23 protein-coding genes are annotated in these 23,633 nt (G+C 69.3%); 13 read left to right on the top strand and 10 right to left on the bottom strand.

The genetic code is table 11. The features are described 5' to 3' along the window. Window positions 1-21: 21 nt before the first annotated feature. The gene (locus tag ACFWP5_RS31390) at window positions 22-699 is read right to left on the bottom strand and encodes a methyltransferase domain-containing protein (protein ID WP_384164012.1); all 678 of its coding nucleotides are present in this window, start codon (window positions 697-699) and stop codon (window positions 22-24) included. A 297-nt stretch (window positions 700-996) separates the two neighbouring features. On the opposite strand from ACFWP5_RS31390, the gene ACFWP5_RS31385 reads away from it, so the two are divergent. The 8 genes from ACFWP5_RS31385 to ACFWP5_RS31350 all read left to right on the top strand — a co-directional run bounded on the left by ACFWP5_RS31385 (window position 997) and on the right by ACFWP5_RS31350 (window position 10,941). Beyond that, window positions 997-2,226 carry a M20 family metallopeptidase gene (locus ACFWP5_RS31385; RefSeq protein WP_384164009.1) on the top strand — a complete coding sequence of 410 codons (1,230 nt, stop codon included), beginning with the start codon at window positions 997-999 and terminating at the stop codon, window positions 2,224-2,226. A 288-nt stretch (window positions 2,227-2,514) separates the two neighbouring features. Continuing rightward, window positions 2,515-3,555, top strand: coding sequence for a BMP family protein (locus ACFWP5_RS31380; protein WP_384164069.1), 1,041 nt, complete (start codon window positions 2,515-2,517; stop codon window positions 3,553-3,555). Between the two features lie 249 nt (window positions 3,556-3,804). Beyond that, window positions 3,805-4,863: a BMP family protein gene (locus ACFWP5_RS31375; RefSeq protein ID WP_384164005.1), complete on the top strand. Its 1,059-nt coding sequence runs from the start codon at window positions 3,805-3,807 to the stop codon at window positions 4,861-4,863. Window positions 4,864-5,129: 266 nt separating this feature from the next. Next, on the top strand, window positions 5,130-6,770 hold the full coding sequence (locus ACFWP5_RS31370; RefSeq protein ID WP_384164066.1) for an ABC transporter ATP-binding protein: 1,641 nt from the start codon (window positions 5,130-5,132) through the stop codon (window positions 6,768-6,770). Then, window positions 6,767-7,894, top strand: coding sequence for an ABC transporter permease (locus ACFWP5_RS31365; RefSeq protein ID WP_384164002.1), 1,128 nt, complete (start codon window positions 6,767-6,769; stop codon window positions 7,892-7,894). The genes ACFWP5_RS31370 and ACFWP5_RS31365 overlap by 4 nt, the downstream gene beginning before the upstream one ends. Then, window positions 7,891-9,153: an ABC transporter permease gene (locus ACFWP5_RS31360; RefSeq protein WP_384163999.1), complete on the top strand. Its 1,263-nt coding sequence runs from the start codon at window positions 7,891-7,893 to the stop codon at window positions 9,151-9,153. The genes ACFWP5_RS31365 and ACFWP5_RS31360 overlap by 4 nt, the downstream gene beginning before the upstream one ends. Beyond that, window positions 9,150-9,560, top strand: a complete 411-nt coding sequence (locus ACFWP5_RS31355) for a cytidine deaminase (RefSeq protein WP_384163996.1) — start codon at window positions 9,150-9,152, stop codon at window positions 9,558-9,560. Before ACFWP5_RS31360 ends, ACFWP5_RS31355 begins: the two co-directional genes overlap by 4 nt. 97 nt (window positions 9,561-9,657) lie before the next feature. Beyond that, window positions 9,658-10,941, top strand: coding sequence for a thymidine phosphorylase (locus ACFWP5_RS31350; RefSeq protein ID WP_384163993.1), 1,284 nt, complete (start codon window positions 9,658-9,660; stop codon window positions 10,939-10,941). Window positions 10,942-11,184: 243 nt separating this feature from the next. Here the strand turns inward: ACFWP5_RS31350 and ACFWP5_RS31345 are convergent, their stop codons facing one another. Next, window positions 11,185-12,102, bottom strand: coding sequence for an AEC family transporter (locus ACFWP5_RS31345; RefSeq protein WP_384163990.1), 918 nt, complete (start codon window positions 12,100-12,102; stop codon window positions 11,185-11,187). Between the two features lie 100 nt (window positions 12,103-12,202). Here ACFWP5_RS31345 and ACFWP5_RS31340 point away from each other — a divergent pair, with 100 nt between their 5' ends. After that, window positions 12,203-12,592, top strand: coding sequence for a hypothetical protein (locus tag ACFWP5_RS31340; protein ID WP_384163987.1), 390 nt, complete (start codon window positions 12,203-12,205; stop codon window positions 12,590-12,592). On the opposite strand, the gene ACFWP5_RS31335 is transcribed toward ACFWP5_RS31340, so the two are convergent. Then, window positions 12,476-13,492, bottom strand: coding sequence for a sigma-70 family RNA polymerase sigma factor (locus ACFWP5_RS31335; protein WP_384163983.1), 1,017 nt, complete (start codon window positions 13,490-13,492; stop codon window positions 12,476-12,478). The genes ACFWP5_RS31340 and ACFWP5_RS31335 overlap by 117 nt on opposite strands. Window positions 13,493-13,755: 263 nt before the next feature. Next, the gene (locus tag ACFWP5_RS31330) at window positions 13,756-15,039 is read right to left on the bottom strand and encodes an MFS transporter (protein ID WP_384163980.1); all 1,284 of its coding nucleotides are present in this window, start codon (window positions 15,037-15,039) and stop codon (window positions 13,756-13,758) included. Window positions 15,040-15,102: 63 nt separating this feature from the next. On the opposite strand from ACFWP5_RS31330, the gene ACFWP5_RS31325 reads away from it, so the two are divergent. After that, window positions 15,103-16,056, top strand: coding sequence for a LysR family transcriptional regulator (locus tag ACFWP5_RS31325; protein ID WP_384163977.1), 954 nt, complete (start codon window positions 15,103-15,105; stop codon window positions 16,054-16,056). A 97-nt stretch (window positions 16,057-16,153) separates the two neighbouring features. Here ACFWP5_RS31325 and ACFWP5_RS31320 read toward each other — a convergent pair whose 3' ends face one another. Beyond that, window positions 16,154-16,918, bottom strand: a complete 765-nt coding sequence (locus tag ACFWP5_RS31320; protein WP_384163974.1) for a prolyl oligopeptidase family serine peptidase — start codon at window positions 16,916-16,918, stop codon at window positions 16,154-16,156. 113 nt (window positions 16,919-17,031) lie between these two features. Between ACFWP5_RS31320 and ACFWP5_RS31315 the strand changes: the two genes are divergently transcribed. Both ACFWP5_RS31315 and ACFWP5_RS31310 read left to right on the top strand, forming a co-directional pair. Further along, window positions 17,032-18,186, top strand: a complete 1,155-nt coding sequence (locus ACFWP5_RS31315) for an adenosine deaminase (RefSeq protein ID WP_384163971.1) — start codon at window positions 17,032-17,034, stop codon at window positions 18,184-18,186. A gap of 140 nt (window positions 18,187-18,326) precedes the next feature. Further along, the gene (locus ACFWP5_RS31310; RefSeq protein WP_384163968.1) at window positions 18,327-18,686 is read left to right on the top strand and encodes an ATP-binding protein; all 360 of its coding nucleotides are present in this window, start codon (window positions 18,327-18,329) and stop codon (window positions 18,684-18,686) included. 76 nt (window positions 18,687-18,762) lie between these two features. Here ACFWP5_RS31310 and ACFWP5_RS31305 read toward each other — a convergent pair whose 3' ends face one another. The 5 genes from ACFWP5_RS31305 to afsQ1 all read right to left on the bottom strand — a co-directional run bounded on the left by ACFWP5_RS31305 (window position 18,763) and on the right by afsQ1 (window position 22,625). After that, window positions 18,763-18,966 carry a PspC domain-containing protein gene (locus ACFWP5_RS31305; RefSeq protein WP_384163965.1) on the bottom strand — a complete coding sequence of 68 codons (204 nt, stop codon included), beginning with the start codon at window positions 18,964-18,966 and terminating at the stop codon, window positions 18,763-18,765. Between the two features lie 94 nt (window positions 18,967-19,060). After that, window positions 19,061-19,612, bottom strand: coding sequence for a VanZ family protein (locus ACFWP5_RS31300; protein ID WP_384163962.1), 552 nt, complete (start codon window positions 19,610-19,612; stop codon window positions 19,061-19,063). Between the two features lie 117 nt (window positions 19,613-19,729). After that, entirely contained in the window at window positions 19,730-20,374 is a 645-nt protein-coding gene (locus ACFWP5_RS31295) for a hypothetical protein (RefSeq protein WP_384163959.1), read from the bottom strand. Next, window positions 20,371-21,951, bottom strand: coding sequence for an ATP-binding protein (locus ACFWP5_RS31290; RefSeq protein WP_384163956.1), 1,581 nt, complete (start codon window positions 21,949-21,951; stop codon window positions 20,371-20,373). The genes ACFWP5_RS31295 and ACFWP5_RS31290 overlap by 4 nt, the downstream gene beginning before the upstream one ends. Continuing rightward, complete coding sequence (gene afsQ1 / locus ACFWP5_RS31285) at window positions 21,948-22,625, bottom strand: two-component system response regulator AfsQ1 (protein ID WP_019055771.1); 678 nt, start codon at window positions 22,623-22,625, stop codon at window positions 21,948-21,950. The genes ACFWP5_RS31290 and afsQ1 overlap by 4 nt, the downstream gene beginning before the upstream one ends. 255 nt (window positions 22,626-22,880) lie before the next feature. On the opposite strand from afsQ1, the gene ACFWP5_RS31280 reads away from it, so the two are divergent. Continuing rightward, window positions 22,881-23,633 (top strand): SigE family RNA polymerase sigma factor (locus tag ACFWP5_RS31280; protein ID WP_384163953.1); only part of this gene is annotated, 753 nt, incomplete at its 3' end.

The following is a 23,633-nucleotide window of genomic DNA, read 5'->3' as shown; positions in this document are numbered from 1 at the left end:
ATGACACTATGATTGTGTCATTCAGTCAAGTGAAGGCTTCTGGGCCAGTGCGAAAGCCCGCCCCCATTTCTGCTGCCCCTGAGGCTCGACGCGGGTCTGGGCGTACAAGCTCAGGTCCGCCTCCGTGAGGAACGTCGCGATCTCCGCCGGGGTGCGGAAGTAGTAGTCGAGGGAGATGTCCTGGCCGTAGCGCTCGGTCATGTGGATGTGCTCGCCGTCCGAGGCCTGGAACGCGAGCAGGACGTAGCCGCCCGGGCGTAGGACTCGGTGGAACTCGGCGAGGACGCCGGGGAGTTGGGCGTCCGGGATGTGGATCGTGGAGTACAGGGCGATGACACCGCCCAGGGTCGCGTCCGGTACGTCCAGGGACGTCATCGAGCCCACCTGGAACCGGAGTTGGGGATGCGCCTCGCGGGCCAGCGCCACCATGTGCGGGGAGATGTCGATGCCGAAGGCCGGGAGGCCTAGGGCGTTGAGGCGGGCCGTCACGTATCCGGGGCCGCTGCCCACGTCGGCCACCGGTGCCTCGCCCGACGCCGTACGGACGAGCTCGGCGAAGGCGGTCAGGAGGCCCGTTTCGACGGGGCCCTCGCCCAGGCCGTCGGGGTGCTCGGCGCTGTACGCGGGGGCGATCGCGTCGTAGGAGGAGCGGGTGGCCTCTATGAAGTCCGCGGCGGGATCCGCGTTCGGGTCGGTCACGTCGGCGGACCCTATCAAGGGGACGCGCGTCCGGATCAAGGGGACGCGGGCCCGGGAATCTCACGTTGCGTAGCCGTGTTCGTACTGTCGCGTGGCGGTGCGGATTCCGGGATGCGGACGGGGCAAGCTGGGCTGTGGTGAGGCGTGGTATCCCAGAAGGAGCGGGCAGTTTACCCATCTCCGTGAGCGGCTATGCGGTCGGCGGTCAGATTTTCTTCGACTAACGGGTTGAACTTTTGTTGATCGAGGGTCAGTTGACCACCCGGGCGCCCTACCCTTCAGAGGGTGAAGCAATTGATGTCACCAGAGTCCGAGGCAGAGTCCGAGGTCGAATCCGTCGGGAATGTGCTTCCGGGCACCCTGCCGGAGGCCCTGCGTGCCGAACTCGTCGCGTTCCGGCGGGACTTGCACATGCACCCCGAGCTGGGCAACCAGGAGTTCCGGACCACCGCCGCGATCAAGGCACGGCTGGAGAAGGCCGGCCTCGAACCGCGCGTCCTCGCCATCGGGACCGGGCTCGTCTGTGACATCGGACCCCGCGACACCGCCGTACCCATGCTCGCGCTGCGCGCCGACATCGACGCCCTGCCCATCCCGGACACGAAGAGTGAGTGCGCGTACCGCTCCACCGTGCCCGACCGCGCCCACGCCTGCGGCCACGACGTGCACACCACCGTGGTGCTCGGCGCCGGTCTCGTGCTGGCCCGGCTGCACGAGCAGGGGCTGCTGCCGCGTGCCGTACGGCTGCTCTTCCAGCCCGCCGAGGAGGTCCTGCCCGGCGGTGCCGCCGACGCCATCGAGTGCGGGGTGCTCGACGGGGTCGGCCGGATCATCGCCGTGCACTGCGACCCCAAGGTGGACAGCGGGCGGATCGGGCTGCGGATCGGCCCCATCACCTCCGCCTGCGACCGGCTGGAGGTCTCCCTGGCCGGGCCCGGCGGCCACACCGCCAGGCCGCACCTCACCACCGACCTCGTGACCGCCGCCGCCCGCGTCGCCACCGACGTGCCCGCGATCGTCTCCCGCCGAATGGACGCGAGGAGCGGGGTGTCCGTGACCTGGGGGCGCATCGAGTCGGGGCACGCGCCCAACGTCATCCCCCAGCACGCCGAGCTGTCGGGCACCGTACGGTGTCTCGATCTCGACGCCTGGCGGCAGGCGCCCGACATCGTGCACGCGGCGATCGACGAGGTCGCCGGGCTGTACCGGGCCAAGTCCGCGATCAACTACGTGCGCGGGGTGCCGCCCGTCGTCAACGACGCGCTCGTCACCGAGCTGCTGCGGGACGCGATGACCGCGCGCCGCGGGCCGCTCTCCGTCGAGGACACCGAGCAGAGCCTGGGCGGCGAGGACTTCTCCTGGTACCTGGAGCACGTGCCCGGCGCCATGGCCCGGCTCGGCGTACGGACACCGGGGGAGCGGACCGTGCGGGACCTCCACCAGGGCGACTTCGACGCCGACGAGTCCGCGATCACGGTCGGCGTGGAGCTGTTCACCGCCGCCGCGCTGATCGACGGGGCGATCTGACCGGAACGCGCCGGCCCAGGCGGTCGTAGGGGTGCCCGTTCGGTACCCCTACGTCCCCCTGTGTCACCCGGGTGTAACCACCGGCGAGTGAACGTAACGCGGCGGCGGCACGATCCGGTAACGGCAAGGAGAAACCCCGTTCCCCTCCTCGTCTACGCGCGTTACTGTGCGCGGAAATCGCCACAGAGGCGGCGGCTTGGGGAAGCGGTCCGGTGACGGTGCCGTGGGGACGAAGGAGTGCTTGCTGTGCGTCAGACATCTCGGAGGACGAAGTTCTCCCAAGCTGCGGTGGCCGTCACGGTCATCGCCCTCGCGGCCACCGCCTGCGGTAGCTCCAGCAAGGACGCCGACAAGGCGAGTGGCAGCTCGTCGTCCTCGTCCGGCAAGTACACCGGCAAGGGCATCGGCCTCGCCTACGACGTCGGCGGCAAGGGCGACCAGTCCTTCAACGACGCCGCCTACGCGGGTCTGCAGAAGGCCGAGAAGGAGTTCAAGCTCACCGGCCGCGACATCGAGCCGCAGGACAACGAGTCCGACGCGGACAAGGTCCAGCGCCTGGAGAGCCTTGCCACGGCCGGCTACAACCCGGTGATCGGTGTCGGCTTCGCCTACGCGCCGGCCGTCAAGGAAGCCGCCGCGAAGTTCCCGAACATCACGTTCGGCATCATCGACGACGAGCAGGACAAGGCCGCCAACGTGGCCGACCTGGTCTTCCACGAGGAGCAGTCCTCGTACCTGGCGGGCGTCGCCGCGGCCAAGGCGACCAAGAAGAACCACATCGGCTTCATCGGCGGCGTGGACGTCCCCCTCATCCACAAGTTTGAGGCCGGCTTCGACCAGGGCGCCAAGTCCGTCAACCCGAGCATCAAGATCGAGTCGCAGTACCTGACGCAGACCGCGGCGCAGGGCGGCTTCTCCAGCCCCGACAAGGGCAAGGACGCCGCGAGCGGCCAGATCGACGCGGGCGCGGACGTTCTGTACGCCGCCGCCGGTCTGTCCGGCCAGGGCGTCATCTCCGAGGCCTCCGCCAAGGGCGTGTGGGCCATCGGTGTGGACTCCGACCAGTACGAGCAGGCGGCACTGGCCAAGTACAAGGACGCCATCCTCGGCTCGGCGCTCAAGAACGTCGGCGGCGCCGTCTACGACCTGGTGAAGTCCGTGTACGAGGGCAAGCCCAAGACCGGCGTGATCCGCTACGGCCTCGACAACGACGGCGTCGGCTTCTCCGACACCAACCCGAAGTACAAGGCCATGACCGCCGCCGTCGCCGCGGTGGACAAGGCCAAGGCGGACATCGTCTCCGGCAAGATCACCGTCAACACGAAGTAGATCGACGGTCTGTCGCGGCGCGGCAGAACGCCGTGACAGAGCCAGAAAACTACGCCCTCCGGGCATCGTTGCAGCCAGACGCCCCTTGCCTCCCGCAAGGGGCGTCCGGCTGTCCGTAGTCTGTCGGGCATCTGTGGCCACAGCTCTATAACGGACCGGACAGATGGGGTTTTCCGTCTGGTCTACGCGCGTTACGCTGCGGCGGAACCAGCGCCTGGTTTGGGCGCTTGCACGAAGGAGTCTCGTTCCATGCGCCGGGTGTCCCGAATCGCGGTTGCAGGCGTTGCAACCGCAGCTCTTGCAGTAACCGTCTCCGCCTGTGGCAGCTCGTCCAACGAGTCCACGACCAGCAGCAGCAGCGGTGGCACGTCCAAGGGTATTGGCCTTGCCTATGACGTCGGCGGCAAGGGCGACCAGTCCTTCAACGACGCCGCGTACGCCGGTCTGGTGAAGGCCGAGAAGGACTTCGGCGTCAGCGGCCGCGACGTCGAGCCGCAGGACAACGAGTCCGACGCGGACAAGGTCCAGCGCCTGGAGACCCTCGCCAGGTCCGGCTACAACCCGGTGATCGGTGTCGGCTTCGCCTACGCCCCCGCCGTCAAGGAAGCCGCCGCGAAGTTCCCGAAGATCACCTTCGGCATCATCGACGACAACACCATCACGGCCGCCAACGTCGCCGACATGGTCTTCCACGAGGAGCAGTCCTCCTACCTGGCCGGTGTCACCGCCGCGCTGACGACGAAGTCGAACACCGTCGGCTTCATCGGCGGTGTCGACGTCCCGCTGATCCACAAGTTCGAGGCGGGCTTCGAGCAGGGCGTCAAGGACACCAAGAAGGGCGTCACGGTCAAGGCGCAGTACCTGACCCAGACCGCCGCCCAGGGTGGCTTCTCCAGCCCCGACAAGGGCGAGGCCGCCGCCGACGGCCAGATCGAGGCCGGCGCGGACGTGGTCTACGCGGCCGCCGGTCTCTCCGGCCAGGGCGTCATCAAGTCCGCCGCCGCGCACAAGGTCTGGGCGATCGGTGTCGACTCCGACCAGTACAACCAGGCGGCGCTGGCCAAGTACAAGCCGTACATCCTCACCTCGGCCCTGAAGAACGTCGCGGGCGCGGTGTACGACCTCTCCAAGTCCGTCATCAAGGACAAGAAGCCGCTGAACGGCGAGATCCGCGGCTCGCTGAGCAACGGCGCGGTGGGCCTGGCCGACTCCAACCCGACCTTCAAGAACAACGCCACCCTGCAGGCCGCCCTCAAGAAGGCCGAGGCGGGGATCAAGGACGGCTCGATCAAGGTCAAGACCTCCTGAACCGTTGGTTCCAGGCCAGTCACGACCATGGCCAAAAGAGCGCTGTAATGACAGCGTTACGGCCACGGAACGGGGTGTGGGGAGGATGTCTGCCCACGCCCCGTTCGCGCGGCAGAATGCTCGGAACGGATCGGATGCCACACAAAGCCGGTCAGGTCCGGGCACTATTTAAAGCAGGGGCGCTACGCGCGTAGAGAGGCCCCTTTCCACGAGGAGAGTTCGCCATCGACGCGTCCAGCAACCCTCCACTCGGCGATCAGTCGACGATCGCGGTCGAGCTGGTGGGGATCACCAAGCGATTCCCGGGTGTCGTCGCCAACAGCGACATCCGCTTCAGTGTCCGAAAAGGCACCGTGCACGCCCTCGTCGGTGAGAACGGCGCCGGCAAGTCGACCCTGATGAAGATCCTCTACGGCATGCAGAAGCCGGACGAGGGCACCATCGCCGTCGACGGCGAGCTCGTCACCTTCTCGTCCCCCGCCGACGCCATCGCCCGCGGCATCGGCATGGTCCACCAGCACTTCATGCTCGCCGACAACCTCACCGTCCTGGAGAACGTGGTCCTGGGCAGCGAGAAGCTCCACGGCATCGGCGGCGGCGCCCGCAAGAAGATCAAGGAGATCTCCGACCGCTACGGCCTGAACGTCCGCCCGGACCTTCTCGTCGAGAGCCTCGGCGTCGCCGAGCGCCAGCGCGTCGAGATCCTCAAGGTCCTCTACCGCGGCGCCCGCACCCTGATCCTGGACGAGCCCACCGCCGTCCTGGTGCCGCAGGAGGTCGACGCCCTCTTCAGCAACCTGCGCGAACTCAAGTCCGAGGGCCTCGCGGTCATCTTCATCTCGCACAAGCTGGGCGAGGTGCTCTCGGTCGCCGACGAGATCACCGTCATCCGGCGCGGTACGACCGTCGGCACGGCCGTCCCCTCCGCGACCAGCCCGCGTCAGCTCGCCGAGATGATGGTCGGCAGCGAACTGCCCACCCCGGAGACCGCCGAGTCCACGGTCACCGACACGCCCGTCATCGAGGTCAAGGGCCTCACCGTCTACGCGGGCGGCGGTGCCTCCCTCGGCGCCGAGGCCGAACCCGCGGGCGGCGGACTGCTCGGCGACCTCGCCCCCGCCGGCGGCGCTGCCAAGCGCGTCCTCGACGACGTCACCTTCACCATCCACGCCGGTGAGGTCATGGGCATCGCCGGCGTCGAGGGCAACGGCCAGACCGAGCTCATCGACGCGCTGATCGGCCTGAAGAACGCCGACTCCGGCACCATCGGCTTCCTCGGCGACGACATCACCCCCTGGGCCACCCGCAAGCGCCGCGAAAAGGGCATCGGCTACATCCCCGAGGACCGCCACCGCCACGGCCTCCTGCTGGAAGCCCCGCTGTGGGAGAACCGCATCCTCGGCCACGTCACCGAGAAGCCCAACGCGAAGGGCATCTGGCTCGACATCAAGGGCGCCCAGGCCGACACCCGCCGGATCGTCGAGGAGTACGACGTCCGCACCCCCGGCATCGACGTCACCGCCGCCTCCCTGTCCGGCGGCAACCAGCAGAAGCTGATCGTCGGCCGCGAGATGAGCCACAAGCCGAAGTTCCTGATCGCCGCCCACCCCACCCGCGGTGTGGACGTCGGCGCGCAGGCCGCGATCTGGGACCAGATCCGCGAGGCCCGCCGCGAGGGCCTGGCCGTGCTGCTGATCTCCGCCGACCTGGACGAACTGATCGGCCTGTCGGACACCCTGCGCGTGATCTACGACGGCAGGCTGGTCGCCGACGCCGACCCGGCCACCGTCACGCCCGAGGAACTCGGCTCGGCCATGACCGGCGCCGCGTCCGGTCACCTCGAACACGTCGAAGAGTCCGCAGAAGACGGCGCCGACGACACCGCCCCGGAGGACGAGGCCCGATGAAGAAGTTCGACAAGGAGCGCGTGCTCCTCGCCGTGGCCGGACCGGTCATGGCGCTTGTCGCGGCGATCCTGCTGACCTCGGTCGTGCTGCTCGCCTCCGGCAAGAACCCGATCGAGCCGTACAACCTGATGCTCCAGCAGATCGGGTACTCCGACGTCCAGGTGCTGATCATCAACCAGGCGTCGATGTACTACATCGCCGCCCTGGCGGTCGCCCTCGGCTTCCGGATGAACCTGTTCAACATCGGCGTCGACGGCCAGTACCGCCTCGGCGCCGTGATGACCGCGGTCGTCGGCGCGCACGTGGGCCTGCCGGCCGTCCTCCAGGTGCCGCTGCTGCTCCTGGTCGCCGTCCTCACCGGCGCCTTCTGGGCCGGTATCGCGGGTGTCCTCAAGGTCACCCGGGGGGTCAGCGAGGTCGTCGCCACGATCATGCTCAACGCGATCGCCACCAGCCTGATCCTCTACCTCACGCAGACGAACACGTGGGGCGTGCAGGTCGGCAACAACATGACGACCGGCATCATGAAGAAGTCCGGCTGGATCCCGGGCATCGACCTGGGCTCGGACGTCGGCGAGATCTACGGCCTGGTCTTCCTCGCCGCGATCATGGGCGTCCTGTACTGGCTCGTCCTCAACCGCACCCGCTTCGGCTTCGACCTGCGCGCCACCGGCGAGTCCGAGTCCGCCGCCGCGGCCTCCGGCGTCGACGCCAAGCGCATGACGCTCACCGCGATGCTGATCTCCGGCGGTGTCGCCGGCCTCGCCGGTCTGCCGCTGCTGCTCGGCGACAGCCACACCTACAGCCTCACCTTCCCCGAGGGCCTCGGCTTCACCGCGATCGGCATCGCCCTGCTCGGCCGCAACAACCCGGGCGGCATCGCGCTCGCCGCCCTCCTCTGGGCCTTCCTCGACAAGGCGTCTCCCGCTCTGGACTACGCGACCCCGGTCGCGTACCAGAAGGAGATCGCGACGATCATGCAGGGCCTGATCGTCTTCGCGGTCGTCATCTCGTACGAGGTCGTCCGCACCTGGGGCCTGCGCCGCCAGCAGAAGCGCGTCGGCGAGGAACTCGCCGCGGCCGCCCGCAACAACTCCGAGAAGAAGGAGGTGGCGGCCCGATGAGTACCGCGACCATCGCCAAGCCGCAGGCGCAGCAGCCCGGCAAGGGCGGCCGCCGTTTCTCGCTCCCCGTGCTCCTGCTGATCATCGCGGGCGCCCTGATCCTGACGTCGATCGTCCGCCTCATCACGGGCGCGGACGGCATCACGTCAACCGGCCAGATGTCCACGGCCCTGAGGGCGGCCGTGCCCATCGGCCTCGCCGGTCTCGGCGGGCTGTGGGCCGAGCGCGCGGGCGTCGTCAACATCGGCCTCGAAGGCATGATGATCCTCGGCACCTGGTTCGGCGCCTGGGCCGGCTACCAGTGGGGCCCGTGGGTCGGCATCGTCTTCGGCATCATCGGCGGCTGCCTCGGCGCGCTGCTGCACGCCATCGCCACGGTGACGTTCAACGTCAACCACATCGTCTCCGGTGTCGCCATCAACATCCTGGCGCTCGGCACCACCCGCTATCTGTCGAAGTTCACCTTCGCCAACACCGAGCAGGGCTCCGCCAAGCAGTCCCCGCCGATCGACTCCCTCGGCACCTTCGACATCCCAGGACTGTCGAGCTGGCTGGGCACCCTCAACGGGAAGCACTGGTTCCTGATCTCGGACATCGCGGGCCTGATCGGCGGTCTGATCACCGACCTCTCCCCGCTCACCGTCATCGCGGTGGCCCTCGTACCGGCCACCTGGTGGGTCCTGTGGCGCACCGCCTTCGGCCTTCGCCTCCGCTCCTGCGGTGAGAACCCGGTGGCCGCCGAGTCCCTCGGCGTCAACGTCTACAAGTACAAGTACATCGCCGTGATCATCTCCGGCGGTTTCGCCGGCCTCGGCGGCGCCTTCCTGTCGATCGTCGCGTCCAACGTCTACCTCGACGGCCAGACCGGCGGCCGCGGCTACATCGGCCTCGCCTCGATGATCTTCGGCAACTGGATGCCGGGCGGACTCGCCCTCGGCGCGGGCCTGTTCGGCTACACCGACAGCCTCAACCTGCGCGGCGGCGCCACCAACGTCCACGCGCTGATCCTGCTGATCGGCTTCCTGCTCGTCGCCGGCTGCGCCTACATGGTGTGGAGGAAGCGGTACGTCCCCGCCGTCGTCACCGCCGTCATCGGCGCCCTGATGTTCGTCTGGTACGCCACCACCGACCAGGTCCCGACCCAACTGGTCGGCGCCAGCCCCTACATCGTCACCCTGCTGGTGCTCTCGCTGTCCGCGCAGCACCTGCGGATGCCGAAGGCGGACGGCCTGCCGTACCGGAAGGGACAGGGCAAGTGACCTCGCCCGCCGCCGACCCGTCCGTCGACTGGGACGAACTGCGCACCGAGGCGCGGGAGGCGATGTCCCACGCGTACGCGCCGTACTCGGGCTATCCCGTAGGGGTCGCCGCCCGGGTCGACGACGGCCGCACGGTCTCCGGCTGCAACGTCGAGAACGCGTCGTACGGGCTCGGCCTGTGCGCCGAGTGCGGGCTCGTCTCCGACCTCCAGCGCACCGGCGGCGGCCGGCTGACGCACTTCACGTGCGTCGACGGCAAGGGCGACATCCTCGTCCCGTGCGGCCGCTGCCGCCAGCTGCTGTACGAGTTCGGCGGTCCCGGCCTGCTGGTGGAGACACCGGCGGGCATCCTGCCGCTCTCGGAGATGCTCCCGCAGGCCTTCGGGCCGGACCATCTCACCCGGTAACTCCCGTGCGGCCCTTCTGAGTTGCGTACCGACGCACGTCGTCGATCCACTCAGGGGGGCCGCGCATTTTCTGAACGTTCGGAAGGAAAGCCAAGCCATGGCCATGGACGCCATCTCCGTCATCCGTACCAAGCGCGACCGCGGTGAACTGAGCGACGAGCAGATCGACTGGGTCATCGACGCGTACACCCGCGGGGAGGTGGCCGACTACCAGATGGCCGCCCTCAACATGGCGATCCTCCTCAACGGCATGAACCGCCGGGAGATCGCCACCTGGACCGCCGCGATGATCGCCTCCGGCGAGCGCATGGACTTCTCGTCCCTCTCCCGCCCGACCGCCGACAAGCACTCCACGGGCGGCGTCGGCGACAAGATCACGCTCCCGCTGGCGCCCCTCGTGGCAGCCTGCGGCGCGGCCGTCCCCCAACTCTCCGGCCGTGGCCTCGGCCACACCGGCGGCACCCTCGACAAGCTGGAGTCGATCCCCGGCTGGCGCGCCCTGCTCTCCAACGAGGAGATGCTGTCCGTACTGGAGGGCACGGGAGCGGTGATCTGCGCGGCGGGCGACGGCCTGGCTCCCGCGGACAAGAAGCTGTACGCGCTGAGGGACGTCACGGGCACGGTGGAGGCGATCCCCCTGATCGCCTCCTCGATCATGTCGAAGAAGATCGCGGAGGGTACGGGCTCCCTGGTCCTGGACGTGAAGGTCGGCACGGGCGCGTTCATGAAGACGATCGAGGACGCGCGTGAACTGGCGTCCACGATGGTCGGGTTGGGCACGGACCACGGCGTGAAGACGGTCGCGCTGCTGACGGACATGAGCACCCCGCTGGGCCTGACGGCCGGCAATGCCCTCGAAGTCCGGGAATCCGTCGAGGTGTTGGCAGGCGGCGGCCCGTCCGACGTGGTGGAGCTGACCCTCGCCCTGGCCCGAGAGATGCTCGACGCGGCCGGCGTGAAGGACGCCGACCCGGCGAAGGCCCTGGCCGACGGTTCCGCGATGGACGTCTGGCGCCGGATGATCGCGGCGCAGGGCGGCGACCCGGACGCGGAACTGCCGGTGGCACGCGAACAGCATGTGGTGAAGGCCACGTCGTCGGGCGTCCTTACCCGCCTCGACGCCTACGACGTCGGCATCGCCGCCTGGCGCCTCGGCGCGGGGCGTGCGCGCAAGGAGGACCCGGTGCAGGCGGGCGCGGGAGTGGAGATGCACGCCAAGCCGGGGGATGTCGTTACGGCCGGCCAGCCTCTGCTGACGCTGCACACGGATACGCCGGAGCGCTTCGAGTACGCGCTGGAGGCGGTTGAGGGCTCCTACGACATCGGCATCGAGGGAACTGCCTTCACGGCTTCGCCGGTGGTGCTGGAGCGCATCGCCTGATCGGTGGTCGGTGGTCGGTGGTGGGGGAGGGGCTGGGACTTCGAGGGTTCCGGCCCCTTCGCTTGCCCGGGGGAAGCTGGCTGGGCCTGCGGGTCCCGGTCTCTTTCGCTTTGCCTGAGGGGAAGCGAGCCGAGCAAGTCACCCACGGTCCGGCAACCCCCCAAGGGGCGCGGGGCTGTGACATTTGCGGCTCCGCCGCGCGGGCGCGACCAGCCATGACGCACCCGCAGACACCCACCGAACTCAGCCAAGCAGTGCCGCAATGACCACCAACACCGGCACCGAAAGAACCGTCGACAACAGGATCGAGTCCCGGGCAAGCCCCTCGCCGGTGCGATACCGGCTCGCGTACGTGTACAGGTTCTGCGCACCCGGCAGCGCCGACGTCACCACCACGTCAAGCAACGCCGCCCCGTGAATACCGAACGCACCCCCCAACACCCAGGCAATCACCGGTTGCCCCACGACCTTCAACACGACCGAGAGAAACACCGGTTGGCGATCCGCCCCGCGCCCCGGCATTTTGCTGCCCCGCAGGGAAATCCCGAACCCGATCAGCACCGCCGGTACCGCCATGTTCCCGATCAGGGTGACCGGATCCATCACCGGGTTCGGAACACGCACCCCGATCCCCGCCACCAGAACCCCGGCAAGAGAACCGAGCGCGACCGGATTCCGCAGCGGCGTGAGCAGCCGTAGCCACAAAGGCCCCTTCTCACCCTCGCCCGACAGGTCGAGGATCGTCAGCGCGAGCGGGCTCACCACGACGAGCTGGAACAACATCACCGGCGCCACCAGCGACGCGTTGCCCAGGACGTACACCGAGATCGGGATACCGAGGTTGCCGGAGTTGACGTAACTCGAACAGAGCGCCCCGATCGTCGTACGGCCCACACCCCAGCCCCGTACGACCCCCACCACCACGAACACGCCCGCCACCGCCGCCGTGCTCAGCATCGTCACGAGCAGCCCGCTGGAGAAGACCACCGACAGGTCGGCCCGCGCGAGGGTCGTGAACAGCAGCGCCGGGGACGCGACGTTGAAGGCCAGCTTGGTCAGGACGTCACGGCCGTGTTCGCCGAGGGAACCGCGCAGGCCGATCAGATAGCCGACCGCGATGACCACACCGATGACCGCGAACCCGGTCAGCACCCCCTGCACGGCACCCCCTCGGCAGCGACTTCGGCGCGCGGGAGGGCGTCGGGTATCCAGGGCGGGGCTGATCCGTGGGGCATACAGCAAACCTAGGCGGTCGCCCCCGATGAGTTACGACCGCCCACCCGGTCTACCGATCGTGGACGCCAAGACACCCGCTGTACTCGTGCCGGCCCGCCCCGTCACCCGTGACGAGGTGGCGGGGCTGTGTGCCGAGGTACGGGCACTGCTGGAGGCGACCGGTGCCGGAGCGGTCCCGGTCGAGGTCGTGGGACCCGGACCGCCGGGGCTCGATACCGTCGATCTCCTGGCGCGGCTGGAACTCACCGCCCGGCGGGCCGGTGGCCGCCGGATCAGGCTGCGCGACCCCGGCCCCGCGCTACGCGCCCTCCTCGACCTGGTCGGACTCCGCTTCGAGATGGAGGGGCAGGTCGAACAGCGGGAACCAGCGCTTCGTGTCCAGGAAGAAGTGGAACCCGGTGAGCCTGCCGTCTGAGATCTCCAGGACCTGAACCGACCACGGGCTGAAGCCGCCCGCCTCGGGGTCCGGCTTGTACTGGGCGAAGCCCGGCAGGCCGTTCACCTGTACCGGGATCAGGCGTGAGCCCTCGCAGGCGGCGCCGAGCGTGGTCATGAAGCCCGTGATGTCGTCGTGACCGGTCAGCCACAGGTCGAACGGCGGCATCGTCATGATGGCGTCCTCGTGCAGCAGCGCGGTGAGCGCGGCCATGTCGTAGCCCTCGAAGGCCTTCACATAGCGCTCCAGGAGCTTCTGCTGCTCCTCGTCGAGCGGGTCGGACACGGCCGCGTCGGCCGCCTTCTCGTCCCGCTCGGCGAGGGTCGCCCGGGCCCGCTGCAACGCGCTGTTGACCGACGCGACCGAGGTACCGAGCAGCTCGGCCACCTCGTTCGCCCGCCAGGCCAGCACCTCGCGGAGGATCAGCACCGCCCGCTGTTTGGGCGGGAGTTGCTGCAGGGCGGCCATGAACGCGAGCCGCACGGACTCCTTGGCGACCGCCGCGTCCGCCGGGTCGGTGACGCTCGGCAGCACGCGCGCGTCCGGCATCGGCTCCAGCCAGGTGTTGTCCGGGCGGGGCGACAGTGCGGCCTGCGCGAGGGGGGTGGAGTCGCTGAGATCGACGGGCCTGGCCCGCTTGTTACCGGCGGACAGCATGTCCAGGCAGACGTTCGTGGCGATCCGGTACAGCCACGAACGCAGGCTGGACCGGCCCTCGAACTTCTCGTAGTTCCGCCAGGCGCGGACCATCGTGTCCTGCACCGCGTCCTCGGCCTCGAAGGAGGAGCCGAGCATCCGGTAGCAGTACCCGGTCAGCTCGACGCGGTGCTTCTCCAGCCTGACGTCGAGGTCCGTCGTCGTCACAGCGCTGTCACTCATGGTCTCGCCCACCCACCCCTGTGGCCGTTCTTCCCTTACCCCGAAACGTAGCGCAGCCCACTGACAATGGCGCGAGGACTGGGTGAACGTGCAGGTCAGGGCGATTACAGGTCACCCGGTATTGGCGTGGGCGTCTTCTGGGGGCTGCGCCCCCAGACCCCCGTCGGCCCTGAAGGGGCCTCGTCCTCAAACGCCGGACGGGCTGAATAATCGCGGCCTGTACTGGATGGTCGGCCGGCGCTGGACATCGCCGGCCTGGGTGGTCAGGCAGCCGCCGCCTCAACCCCTCGCCGCTCCACCCGCGCAGCCCGCGACCCCAACACGGTGATCGTCACCACACCGACCACCGCCAGCACCCCCACACCCACCGTCCCGGCCCAGCCCCCCGCGTGGAACGCCATCGCGCCGACCGTACTGCCGGTGCTGGACCCGATGTAGTACGCGGACTGGTAGAGAGCCGACGCCTGCGCCCGCCCGGTCGTCGCCGTCTTGCTGACCGCAGAGGACGCGACCGCGTGCCCCGCGAAGAAGCCCGCCGTGATGAGGACCAGGCCGAGCAGCACCAGGGGAAGCGAGTCGGCCAGGGAGACCACGAGACCCGCCGCCGTCGTACCGCCCGCCAGGTAGAGCGCCCCCCGGCGCCCCAGCCGGCCCACCAGCCGCCCCGCCGTGGAGGCCGACACCGTCCCCACCAGATACACGAGGAAGATCGAGCCGATGATGCCTTGGGGGAGGGAGAAGGGGGCCTCGGTGAGGCGGTAGCCGATCACCGTGTAGACGCCGCCGAAGACCGTCATGAACAGGGCGCCGATCGCGTACAGACGGCACAGCAGCGGGTTCGCGAGGTGGTCGCGGACCGTGCGGGCCAGGACGCGCGGGCGCAACGAACCCGGTGTGAAGTGCTTCGGCGCGGGGAGCAGCAGGCGGAAGGCGATCGCGCAGCCGACCGCGATGACGCCGATCACCGCCACGGCGACCCGCCAGCCCCACTCCTGCGCGACCCAGCCGGTGATGACCCGGCCGCTCATCCCGCCGACACTGTTGCCCGCCACGAACAGACCGATCGCCGTGATCAGCGCCTTCGGCCGGACCTCCTCCGCCAGATACGCCGTCGCCGACGCGGGCAGCCCGGCCAGCGCGGCCCCCTGAAGGAACCGCAGCGCCACCAACGCACCCAGCGACGGCGCGAACGGGACCAGCACCCCGACGCTCACCGCGACGACCAGCGACGCCGTCATGACCGTACGACGTCCAAAACGCTCCGACAGCGCGCTCATCGGCAGGACGAACAACGCGAGCCCACCCGTCGCGGCCGCCACCGTCCAGCTCGCCGCACTCGCCGACACCGCGAAACCGGAGGAGATCAGCGGCAGCAGCGCCTGTGTGGAGTAGAGGAGCGCGAAGGTCGCCACGCCCGCGAGGAACAGCGCGAAGCTCATCCGGCGGTAACCGGGACCACCCGGCGTCAGCCGAGTGTCGGGGGCAGGGGTGGGGACAGGCTGCGTGGCGGCCACGATCGTGGACGCCCCGGTATCGGCGGGAGACATGCTTCGAAGCTACGTACGCTCCCGCTCATCCGTCCAATGCACGGAAACGTCATAATCGTTCCCATGGTGCATCAGCAGAGGTCACAGGCTCACCTGTCACCGTCCGGTGACACAGAAGACATCGTCGCGCTGCTCGCGCCCCGCCTCGCGTACTTCGCCGGCGTCGCCCGCACCGAACACGTCACCCGGGCCGCGCAGGAGATGCAGGTCCCGCAGTCCACCCTGTCGCGAGCGATGGTCCGCCTCGAACAGGACCTGGGCGTGGACCTGTTCGCGCGCAGAGGCCGCACGGTCTCCCTGACCCCGGCCGGCCGTACCTTCCTCACCTCCGTCGACCGCGCCCTCGCCGAGATCGAGCGGGCCGCCGACGAGGTCCGCGCCGACGCCGACCCCGCCACCGGCAAGGTCGCCTTCGGCTTCCTCCACACCCTCGGCTCGGAAACCGTCCCCGGCCTCATCCGAGCCTTCCGCACCGACCACCCCCGCGTCCGCTTCAGCCTCGTCCAGAACTACGGCGAGGCCATGCTGGAGCGGCTGCGCGCGGGGGAGCTGGACCTGTGCCTGACCTCACCCGTACCGGACGCACCGGACCTGGTGGGCCGCCGCCTCGACGAGCAGAAGCTGCGGCTGGTGGTTCCCGCCGACCACCGCCTGGCGACGCGGAAGAGGGTCCGCCTCGCAGAGGCAGCCGACGAGACCTTCGTGACGTTGGAACCGGGCTACGGCCTCCGCCGCATCACGGACGACGTCTGCAAGGAGGCCGGCTTCCGGCCGCGAATCGCCTTCGAGGGCGAAGAGGCGGAGACCCTACGAGGCCTGGTGGCGGCAGGGTTGGGGGTCGCGCTCTTGCCTCCACCAGCCGTACCCCGCCCGGGAGTTGCGGAGTTGACGGTCACAGCTCCGAGGGCGGTAAGAGAGATCGGCGTGGCATGGCTGGACGGCCACCCCGACACCCCGCCGGTGACAGCCTTCAAGCAGTTCCTAATGTCGAAAAGGGGCAACTTGCTACCCACATAGGATCCACCCATCTAAGGGGCGCGGGGCTGTGTCAATTTGCGGCTCCGCCGCGTGGGCGCGACCAGCCCCCACCGGACCCGCACCCGGCAACGAAACGTCAACCCTTACGAAGCGACCGCCCAAATCCCGCAGCCAACGGCATCCGCAAACCCAACGGCGGCGGAGCCTGAAGCGCGTCCTCAACAGGCCGAGAAAACGCCCGCCCGAACAACGCCCCCATCACGAAGTCCTCAGTCAACGCGTGCACTTCCTGCCGGTGTTGATGCAACCCGTGCCCATCGGAATGCACTTCGAACCGGCAGATGTCCCGGTTCGCCTTCTTCGCCCGAGCCGCCAACCTGAACGACAGTTCGGGATCGGTCCGTTCGTCGTTCGTGCCGTGCACGATCAGCACCCGCCGCCCCGCGAGTTGCTTCACCGGTTCGGGCGGCGCGGCCACATCCTGTTCGGGCAGCCAAGGAGCCAACGCCACCACGGAGTTCACCGCCTCGTGCCCCGCGGAGCGCAACGCCGCGCGGGCGCCCATGTCGATCCCGGTGAGACACACGGGCACGTCCCCGTACCGCCGTACGACCTCCTCCACCGCCCAGGCCGTGTCGTGCGCGAGAGACGCCTCGCTGCCGTTCCAGCCGCGGCAGCGGTAGTGGACGACATGCGTGGCGAGCCCGTCGGCCGAGCCCGCGCGGGCCAGCCGGCGTCCCAGCGTCCGTACGGAGGCCGTCGCCATCATGGGGGAGGGCCTGCGGCTGGAGACCTCCTCGCCGCCGGGGAGCAGCAGCACCACGCCGCTCACCGAGGCCGGTTCGGGACCGAGCGCTCTCCCCAGCCGGGCCGTCCTGACCGGCGTCGCTTGCTGTGCCATGACAGAACAGTGTCAGAAGTGAGCGTGTACGCCATCCTTCCGCGCGGTCACCGTTACGTATCGACGGATTCGTACAGCGGGTGATCTACGCGCGTAGGAGTTAGAGTGCGGAAATGACGAGCCAGACCACGAACATCCCGAGCTCGGAGCAGATCCGCCGGGCGCCGAAGGTCCTGCTGCACGATCACCTCGACGGCGGTCTCCGCCCGGGGACGATCGTCGAACTCGCGAGGGACGCCGGGTACACCGAACTCCCCGAGACCGACCCGGACAAGCTCGGCGTGTGGTTCGCCGAGGCCGCCGACTCCGGTTCGCTGGAGCGGTACTTGGAGACCTTCTCGCACACGGTCGGCGTGATGCAGACCCGGGACGCGCTGATCCGGGTCGCCCGCGAGTGTGCCGAGGACCTCGCCGAGGACGGTGTCGTCTACGCGGAGGTGCGGTACGCGCCCGAGCAGCACCTCGACGGTGGGCTCAGCCTCGAAGAGGTCGTCGAGGCCGTCAACGAGGGCTTCCGGCAAGGGGAGTTGATCGCCCGGGAGGGTGGGCGGCGGATTCGCGTCGGGGCGCTCCTCACCGCCATGCGGCACGCGGCCCGTTCCCTGGAGATCGCCGAACTCGCCAACCGCTACCGCGACTTGGGTGTCGTCGGCTTCGACATCGCGGGTGCGGAGGCCGGGTTCCCGCCCACCCGGCACCTGGACGCCTTCGAGTATCTGAAGCGCGAGAACAACCACTTCACGATCCACGCCGGTGAGGCCTTCGGGCTGCCGTCGATCTGGCAGGCGTTGCAGTGGTGCGGCGCCGACCGGCTCGGGCACGGGGTGCGCATCATCGACGACATCCAGGTCAAGGCCGATGGTTCGGTCGAGCTCGGGCGGCTCGCGTCGTACGTGCGGGACAAGCGCATCCCGCTGGAGCTGTGCCCCAGCTCCAACCTCCAGACCGGCGCCGCCGACTCCTACGCCGAGCACCCGATCGGGCTGCTGCGGCGGCTGCACTTCCGGGCGACGGTCAACACCGACAACCGGCTGATGTCCCACACCAGCATGAGCAAGGAATTCGAGCACCTTGTCGAGGCGTTCGGTTATTCGCTCGACGACATGCAGTGGTTTTCCGTCAATGCTATGAAGTCAGCATTCATTCCTTTCGATGAACGACTCGCCATGATCAATGACGTGATCAAGCCCGGATATGCCGAGCTGAAATCCGAATGGCTGTTCCGGCAGACCGCTTCCACCAGCGGTTCTGCGCCCGAAGAGGGCTGAGCGGGGCTGACGGGGAGAACCGGAATGCGGGCGGGTGTTCACAATCCGTCCGCATTTCGATGTTTGCGGCGGGTGCCTTCGCGTGTTTACGGTCATGGACCGCTCACATCCCCGTCATTCCATTCAAGGACGCATTCACCATGAAGCAGTCTGCTGCCAAGACCCTCGGTGTCGCCGCCCTCGGTGCCGCCTTCGCCGCCGTAGGCGCGGGTGCCGCGAGCGCGGCTCCGGCGGTTCCGGACGCCACCCAGGCGCTGGGTACTGTGACCCACACGCTGCCCGCGGAGAACGTCGCCAAGGCGCTGCCGGGTGCCGGCCAGGCACTGAGCCAGGCGCAGCCCGCACTCGCGGGTGGTCTGTCCGCCGTGCAGCCGGCCGCCGAGAAGGTGCTGTCCGACGGTCCGACCGCGCCCGTCGCCGGGCTGCTGGGCGGCCTCCCGCTGTCCAACACGGGCCTGCCCACGCACGGCCTGCCGCTGAACGGCATCCCGCTGGGCTGAGCCCACCCCCGAACGCGCCGATGGGGCGCACCCCTGGACGAGGGGTGCGCCCCATCGGCGTACGTGCGCCGGAGCCTCACCAGGCCTCGGTGCGCACCTTGTCCTCGGACGGGAACAGGATCCACAGCGCGATGTAGAGCAGGAACTGCGGGCCGGGCAGCAGGCAGGAGAGCACGAAGATCACCCGCATCGTGGTCGCGGAGGTACCGAAGCGCCGCGCCAGCGCTGCGCACACTCCGCCGATCATGCGGCCTTGGGTGGGGCGGGCAATGGCGGTCATGGTTTGCTCCTTCGCGAGCGGCAGTCCGAGGCTTCCCGTGTGGTCGCCCCGTCTGTCTTCAACCGTACGGAGCCGGAAGCGGCGGGGCGTCGCTCTACGGTGCGATGCCGACCCTGGGAATCGTCGGGGTCCGTCCCTGAGCCGGTTCCTCCTGGAGGACGGTCGCGGGACGCCTGCTCTCACCCCTGCGGCGGAGCCAGGCACGGGCCGCCGGGACGATCGCGGCATGCGCGAGGGCCACGCCCACCGTGTTCATCAGCAGCGAGTCGATGTCCACGACCTGACCGGGCACCCCGGTCTGCAGCAGTTCGATGCCCAGGGAGATCAGGGCGCCCGCCGCGACCGTACGGATGAAGGACGCGAGCGGGGAGACATGGAGTCTGCCGCTGACCATCGGGAGCAGGACACCCAGCGGGGCCAGCAGCGCGAGGCCCTCACCGATCCGCTTCGACACCTCCGGCCAGCCCATGGCCAGATCGGCCCGGATACTGGCCAGCGGGTGCAGATTCGGGGGCATCACCCAGGGGACGTCCCTTGGGCGCAGCGTGACCCAGGCGACGAGCACGAGATGTGCGACGAGGAGGACACCTCCTGTCACACGGATGCGAATCGCGGCGCTGCCGCCGATGGAGCCTTGACGCTGCACGTCCCACAAGACGCCCTCTCCGGCACGATCGGTTCCGGGTAGGTGCCAAGCACCAGGGTGAGGCCTGCGCCACACGCCTTTTTTCGCGCCTCGTTCACCCCCGGGGCGCCCGCGGTTTCAGCCGCCCGTCACCTCGCTGGACGGCGGTGCCTTGGTGCCCGGGTCGGAGCGGACGTCGTCCGTGCACTCGTAGCGGCGCAGCGGCGAGCCGTCCGGGCCGCCCAGGATCACGGAGCCGTCGCCCTCGGCCGCGGCCGAGTCGGAGAACGTACAGACGAGCTGGGCGAGCGCGTACGACGTGAGGTCGGCCGGTGAATTGCTCAGCCGCAGCGCGTCCTTGGGGTCCTTGGCCCGCGGCCCGCTCACCGTCATGCCGCCGCGCACGTCGGTCGTGTACCCGGCGTCCTTCTCGCCCGACGACGGCGACTCCGCGAGCTGGTCCAGCAGCCCCTGGGCGACGATGACGCGCCGCTGCACGTCCGCCGTGCCGTCCGGCACCTGTACGGCCCGGTCGACGGTCACCAGCGACGACCCGCACAGCAGGAACACCTGCACGGGCACCCCCCGCGCGGCCTGCGGCGACACGTCCGGCACGGTGAGCGTGCAGGGCACCCGGGACGGCGCCGCCCCGAAGTCGGTCGGCACCTCCGTGGCCCGGATCCCGCACCCGGTGAGCAGCAGGCCGAGCAGGGGGAGCGCCAGCAACGGCCGTACCGCCAGGGCGCGTTCGCGGGGCAGGGTCATCAACTGTCGTACGGTCATGACGCGTTCCCCTTGGAGCCGTCCGAGCCGTCGCCCTCGCCCTTGTCGGTCTCCTCCGTGAGCGTGGAGGCGTCCCTGGGCAGCCGCAGGGTGAACACCGCGCCGCCCTCGGGGGAGTTGGCGGCGGTGATCCCGCCGCCGTGGATGTGGGCGTTCTCCAGGGCGATGGAGAGGCCGAGGCCGCTGCCCTCGGAGCGCGGCCGGGAGGCGCTCGCCTTGTAGAAGCGGTCGAAGACGTGCGGCAGGACGTCCTCGGGGATGCCGGGGCCGTGGTCGCGGACCGCGATGACGAGGTCGTCGTCCTCCAGCCGGACCGAGACCCGGACCGGCGAGCCGCCGTGCTTGAGGGCGTTGCCGATGAGGTTGGCGAGGATGACGTCCAGGCGGCGCGGGTCGAGCACGGAGTGGATGCCGCGCTCGGCGTCCAGGTCCACGGCGTCCAGCCAGGCGCGGGCGTCGATGCACGCGGTGATCTGGTCGGCGAGGTCCACGTCGTCCAGGACGAGCCGGGCGGTGCCCGCGTCGAAGCGGGTGACCTCCATCAGGTTCTCGACGAGGTCGCCGAGCCGCTTGGTCTCGCTGACCACCAGCCGTACGGCGGGCTCGATCATCGGGTCCACGCTGCCGGTCTCGGCGTCGAGTTCCTCCTCCAGCACCTCCACCACGGCGGTGATGGCGGTCAGCGGGGTGCGCAGCTCGTGGGACATGTCGGCGACGAACCGGCGCGAGGCGTCGTCCCGGGCCGCCATGTCGGCGACCCGCTTCTCCAGCGCCTCGGCGGTCTGGTTGAACGTCCGTGACAGTTCGGCGAGTTCATCGGTCCCGGAGACCCGCAGCCGGGTGTCGAGCTTGCCCTCGCCGAGCCGGCGCGCGGCGATGCCGAGCCGGTGCACGGGCTTGAGGACGGTCGTCGCGGCGGCCTGCGCGAGCAGCGCGGAGCCGATCAGCGCGAGCCCGGTGGCGATACCCAGCGACCAGGCAAGGGAGTTGAGGTCCTTCGCCTCCGGCTCAAGCGACTTGAGCATGTAGCCGGCCGGACCGCCGCCGATCATCCGCGTACCGGCCACCAGATACGGCGTGCCGTGCTCGGTGACCCGCTGCCAGTACAGGTGGTACGGCTCCTTGTTGCCGTCGGACACCGACTGTTGCTTGTTCACCGCCGTCCGCAGCGACTTGGGCACGTCCTCCAGCGAGAAGCCGTTCAGGCCGCCCGAGTTGCCGTAGACCGTCTTGTCGTTCGTGTCCTGGCCGACGAGCAGGACGCTGAAGCGCTGGCTGCTGTTGGCCATCTGGCCCGCGGTGCGCATCAGTTCGTCCTGGGTGGGGCGGACGGGCAGCGCACCGGCGCGGTTCTGCATCTCCTGCCGGAAGTCGCGCAGGACGGCGTCCTGCGCGCGGGTGAGGACCGCCTCGCGGTTGAGCCAGTACGCGATGCCGGACGCGGACACGGCGGCCGTCAGCGCGACCAGGCCGAACACGACCACCAGCCGCAGGCGCAGGCTGGTGAACCGCAGCCGCCACAGAACTCCCTTACGACCCGGGCGCCAGCCGCGGATCCCCCCTGGTGCGTCGGTCACTGAGGCGAGTCCAGGCGGTAGCCGACGCCGCGCACGGTACGGATGAGCGTCGGGGACGACGGGATGTCCTCGACCTTGGCGCGCAGCCGCTGGACGCAGGCGTCCACCAGGCGCGAGTCGCCGAGGTAGTCGTGCTCCCACACCAGGCGCAGCAACTGCTGCCGGGACAGGGCCTGTCCCGGCCGCCGGCTCAGTTCCAGGAGCAACCGCAGCTCGGTGGGCGTGAGTTGGAGGTCCTCGCCGTTCTTCGTGACGGTCATCGCGGCCCGGTCGATGACGAGGGAACCGAACGACGCCGCGTCGTTGGCCTCTCGCTCCCCGCGCCGCAGCACGGCCCGGATGCGGGCGTCCAGCACCCGCCCCTGCACGGGTTTGACCACGTAGTCGTCGGCACCGGACTCCAGTCCGACGACGATGTCGATGTCGTCGCTGCGCGCGGTGAGCAGAATGATCGGCAGCTGGTCCGTGCGCCGGATACGACGGCACACCTCGAAACCGTCGATGCCGGGCAGCATCACATCCAGCACGATCAGGTCCGGCCGCTGCTCACGCAACAGCTTCAGACCGTCCTCGCCGCTGGCAGCGGTGGCTACCCGGTGTCCCTGGCGCGTCAGAGAGAGCTCCAGGGCCGTCCGGATGGCGTCGTCGTCCTCGATCAGCAACAGGGAAGGCACGGGGCTCATTCTGGCCCATGGTGGGCCGGGGTTTCGACACCTGTACGTGTACGTACCCGTAGCGCCCCTTTCTGTGACCGGACTGTCCGTTTTCTGAGGGCAGCTGCAGAGACGGACCCCTGTGACAGGTCTGTGACAGTCGGGGGACACGTCCATGAAGTGGCCCCGGCAGGATTTTCGGCACAGGCAAGGAACCACGAAGGAACCGAGCCGGAACATCCGAACACCGGGCAAGTCCACTACGGGGGGCGCGAGATGAACACGCTGCACAGCACCAGCAACAACGCAGTCATCACGCGTCTGCACGACGTCACCCGGGGTTCAGAGAAGTCCGGTGCCGTGAGCGGGCGGGGGTGCGCTCGCGGCACCGGGCGTCAGCACACCGGTTACATGACGGTGGTTGACGCACACACGGGGGAAGCGCACGGGGGAAGCGCGTACAGGGAGGACACGGGGGAGCGTCACTCGCTGTCGGAGGCGGAGTTCACCGCCTACGTCCAGGAGCGCCGCGCCTCTCTGTACGCCACCGCGTACCACCTGACCGGCGACCGCTTCGAGGCCGAGGACCTGCTGCAGAGCGCGCTGTTCTCGACGTACAAGGCATGGGACCGGATCAGCGACAAGGCCGCGGTCGGGGGCTATCTCCGCCGCACCATGACGAACCTGCACATCAGCGCGTGGCGCCGCCGCAAGCTGAACGAGTACCCGACCGAGGAACTGCCGGAGACGCCCGGCGACACGGACGCGATGCGCGGCACCGAACTGCGCGCGGTCCTGTGGCAGGCGCTGGCCCGGCTGCCGGAACTCCAGCGCACCATGCTGGTCCTCCGTTACTACGAGGGCCGCACGGACCCGGAGATCGCGGAGATCCTCGACATCAGTGTCGGCACGGTGAAGTCCAGCATCTGGCGGTCGCTCCGCCGCATGCGCGAGGACGAGGTCCTCAGCTTCGGCCGTGACGAGGAGGACGCCTTCGGGGAGCTTGTCGCCTGCGGCGATAGGCCTGGG

Origin of the sequence: Streptomyces sp. NPDC058469 (genome assembly GCF_042721125.1) — a bacterium.
GTDB lineage: Bacteria > Actinomycetota > Actinomycetes > Streptomycetales > Streptomycetaceae > Streptomyces.
Note: the sequence above shows the minus strand (reverse complement) of the source record. Positions and strands in the feature narration are given on the sequence as shown.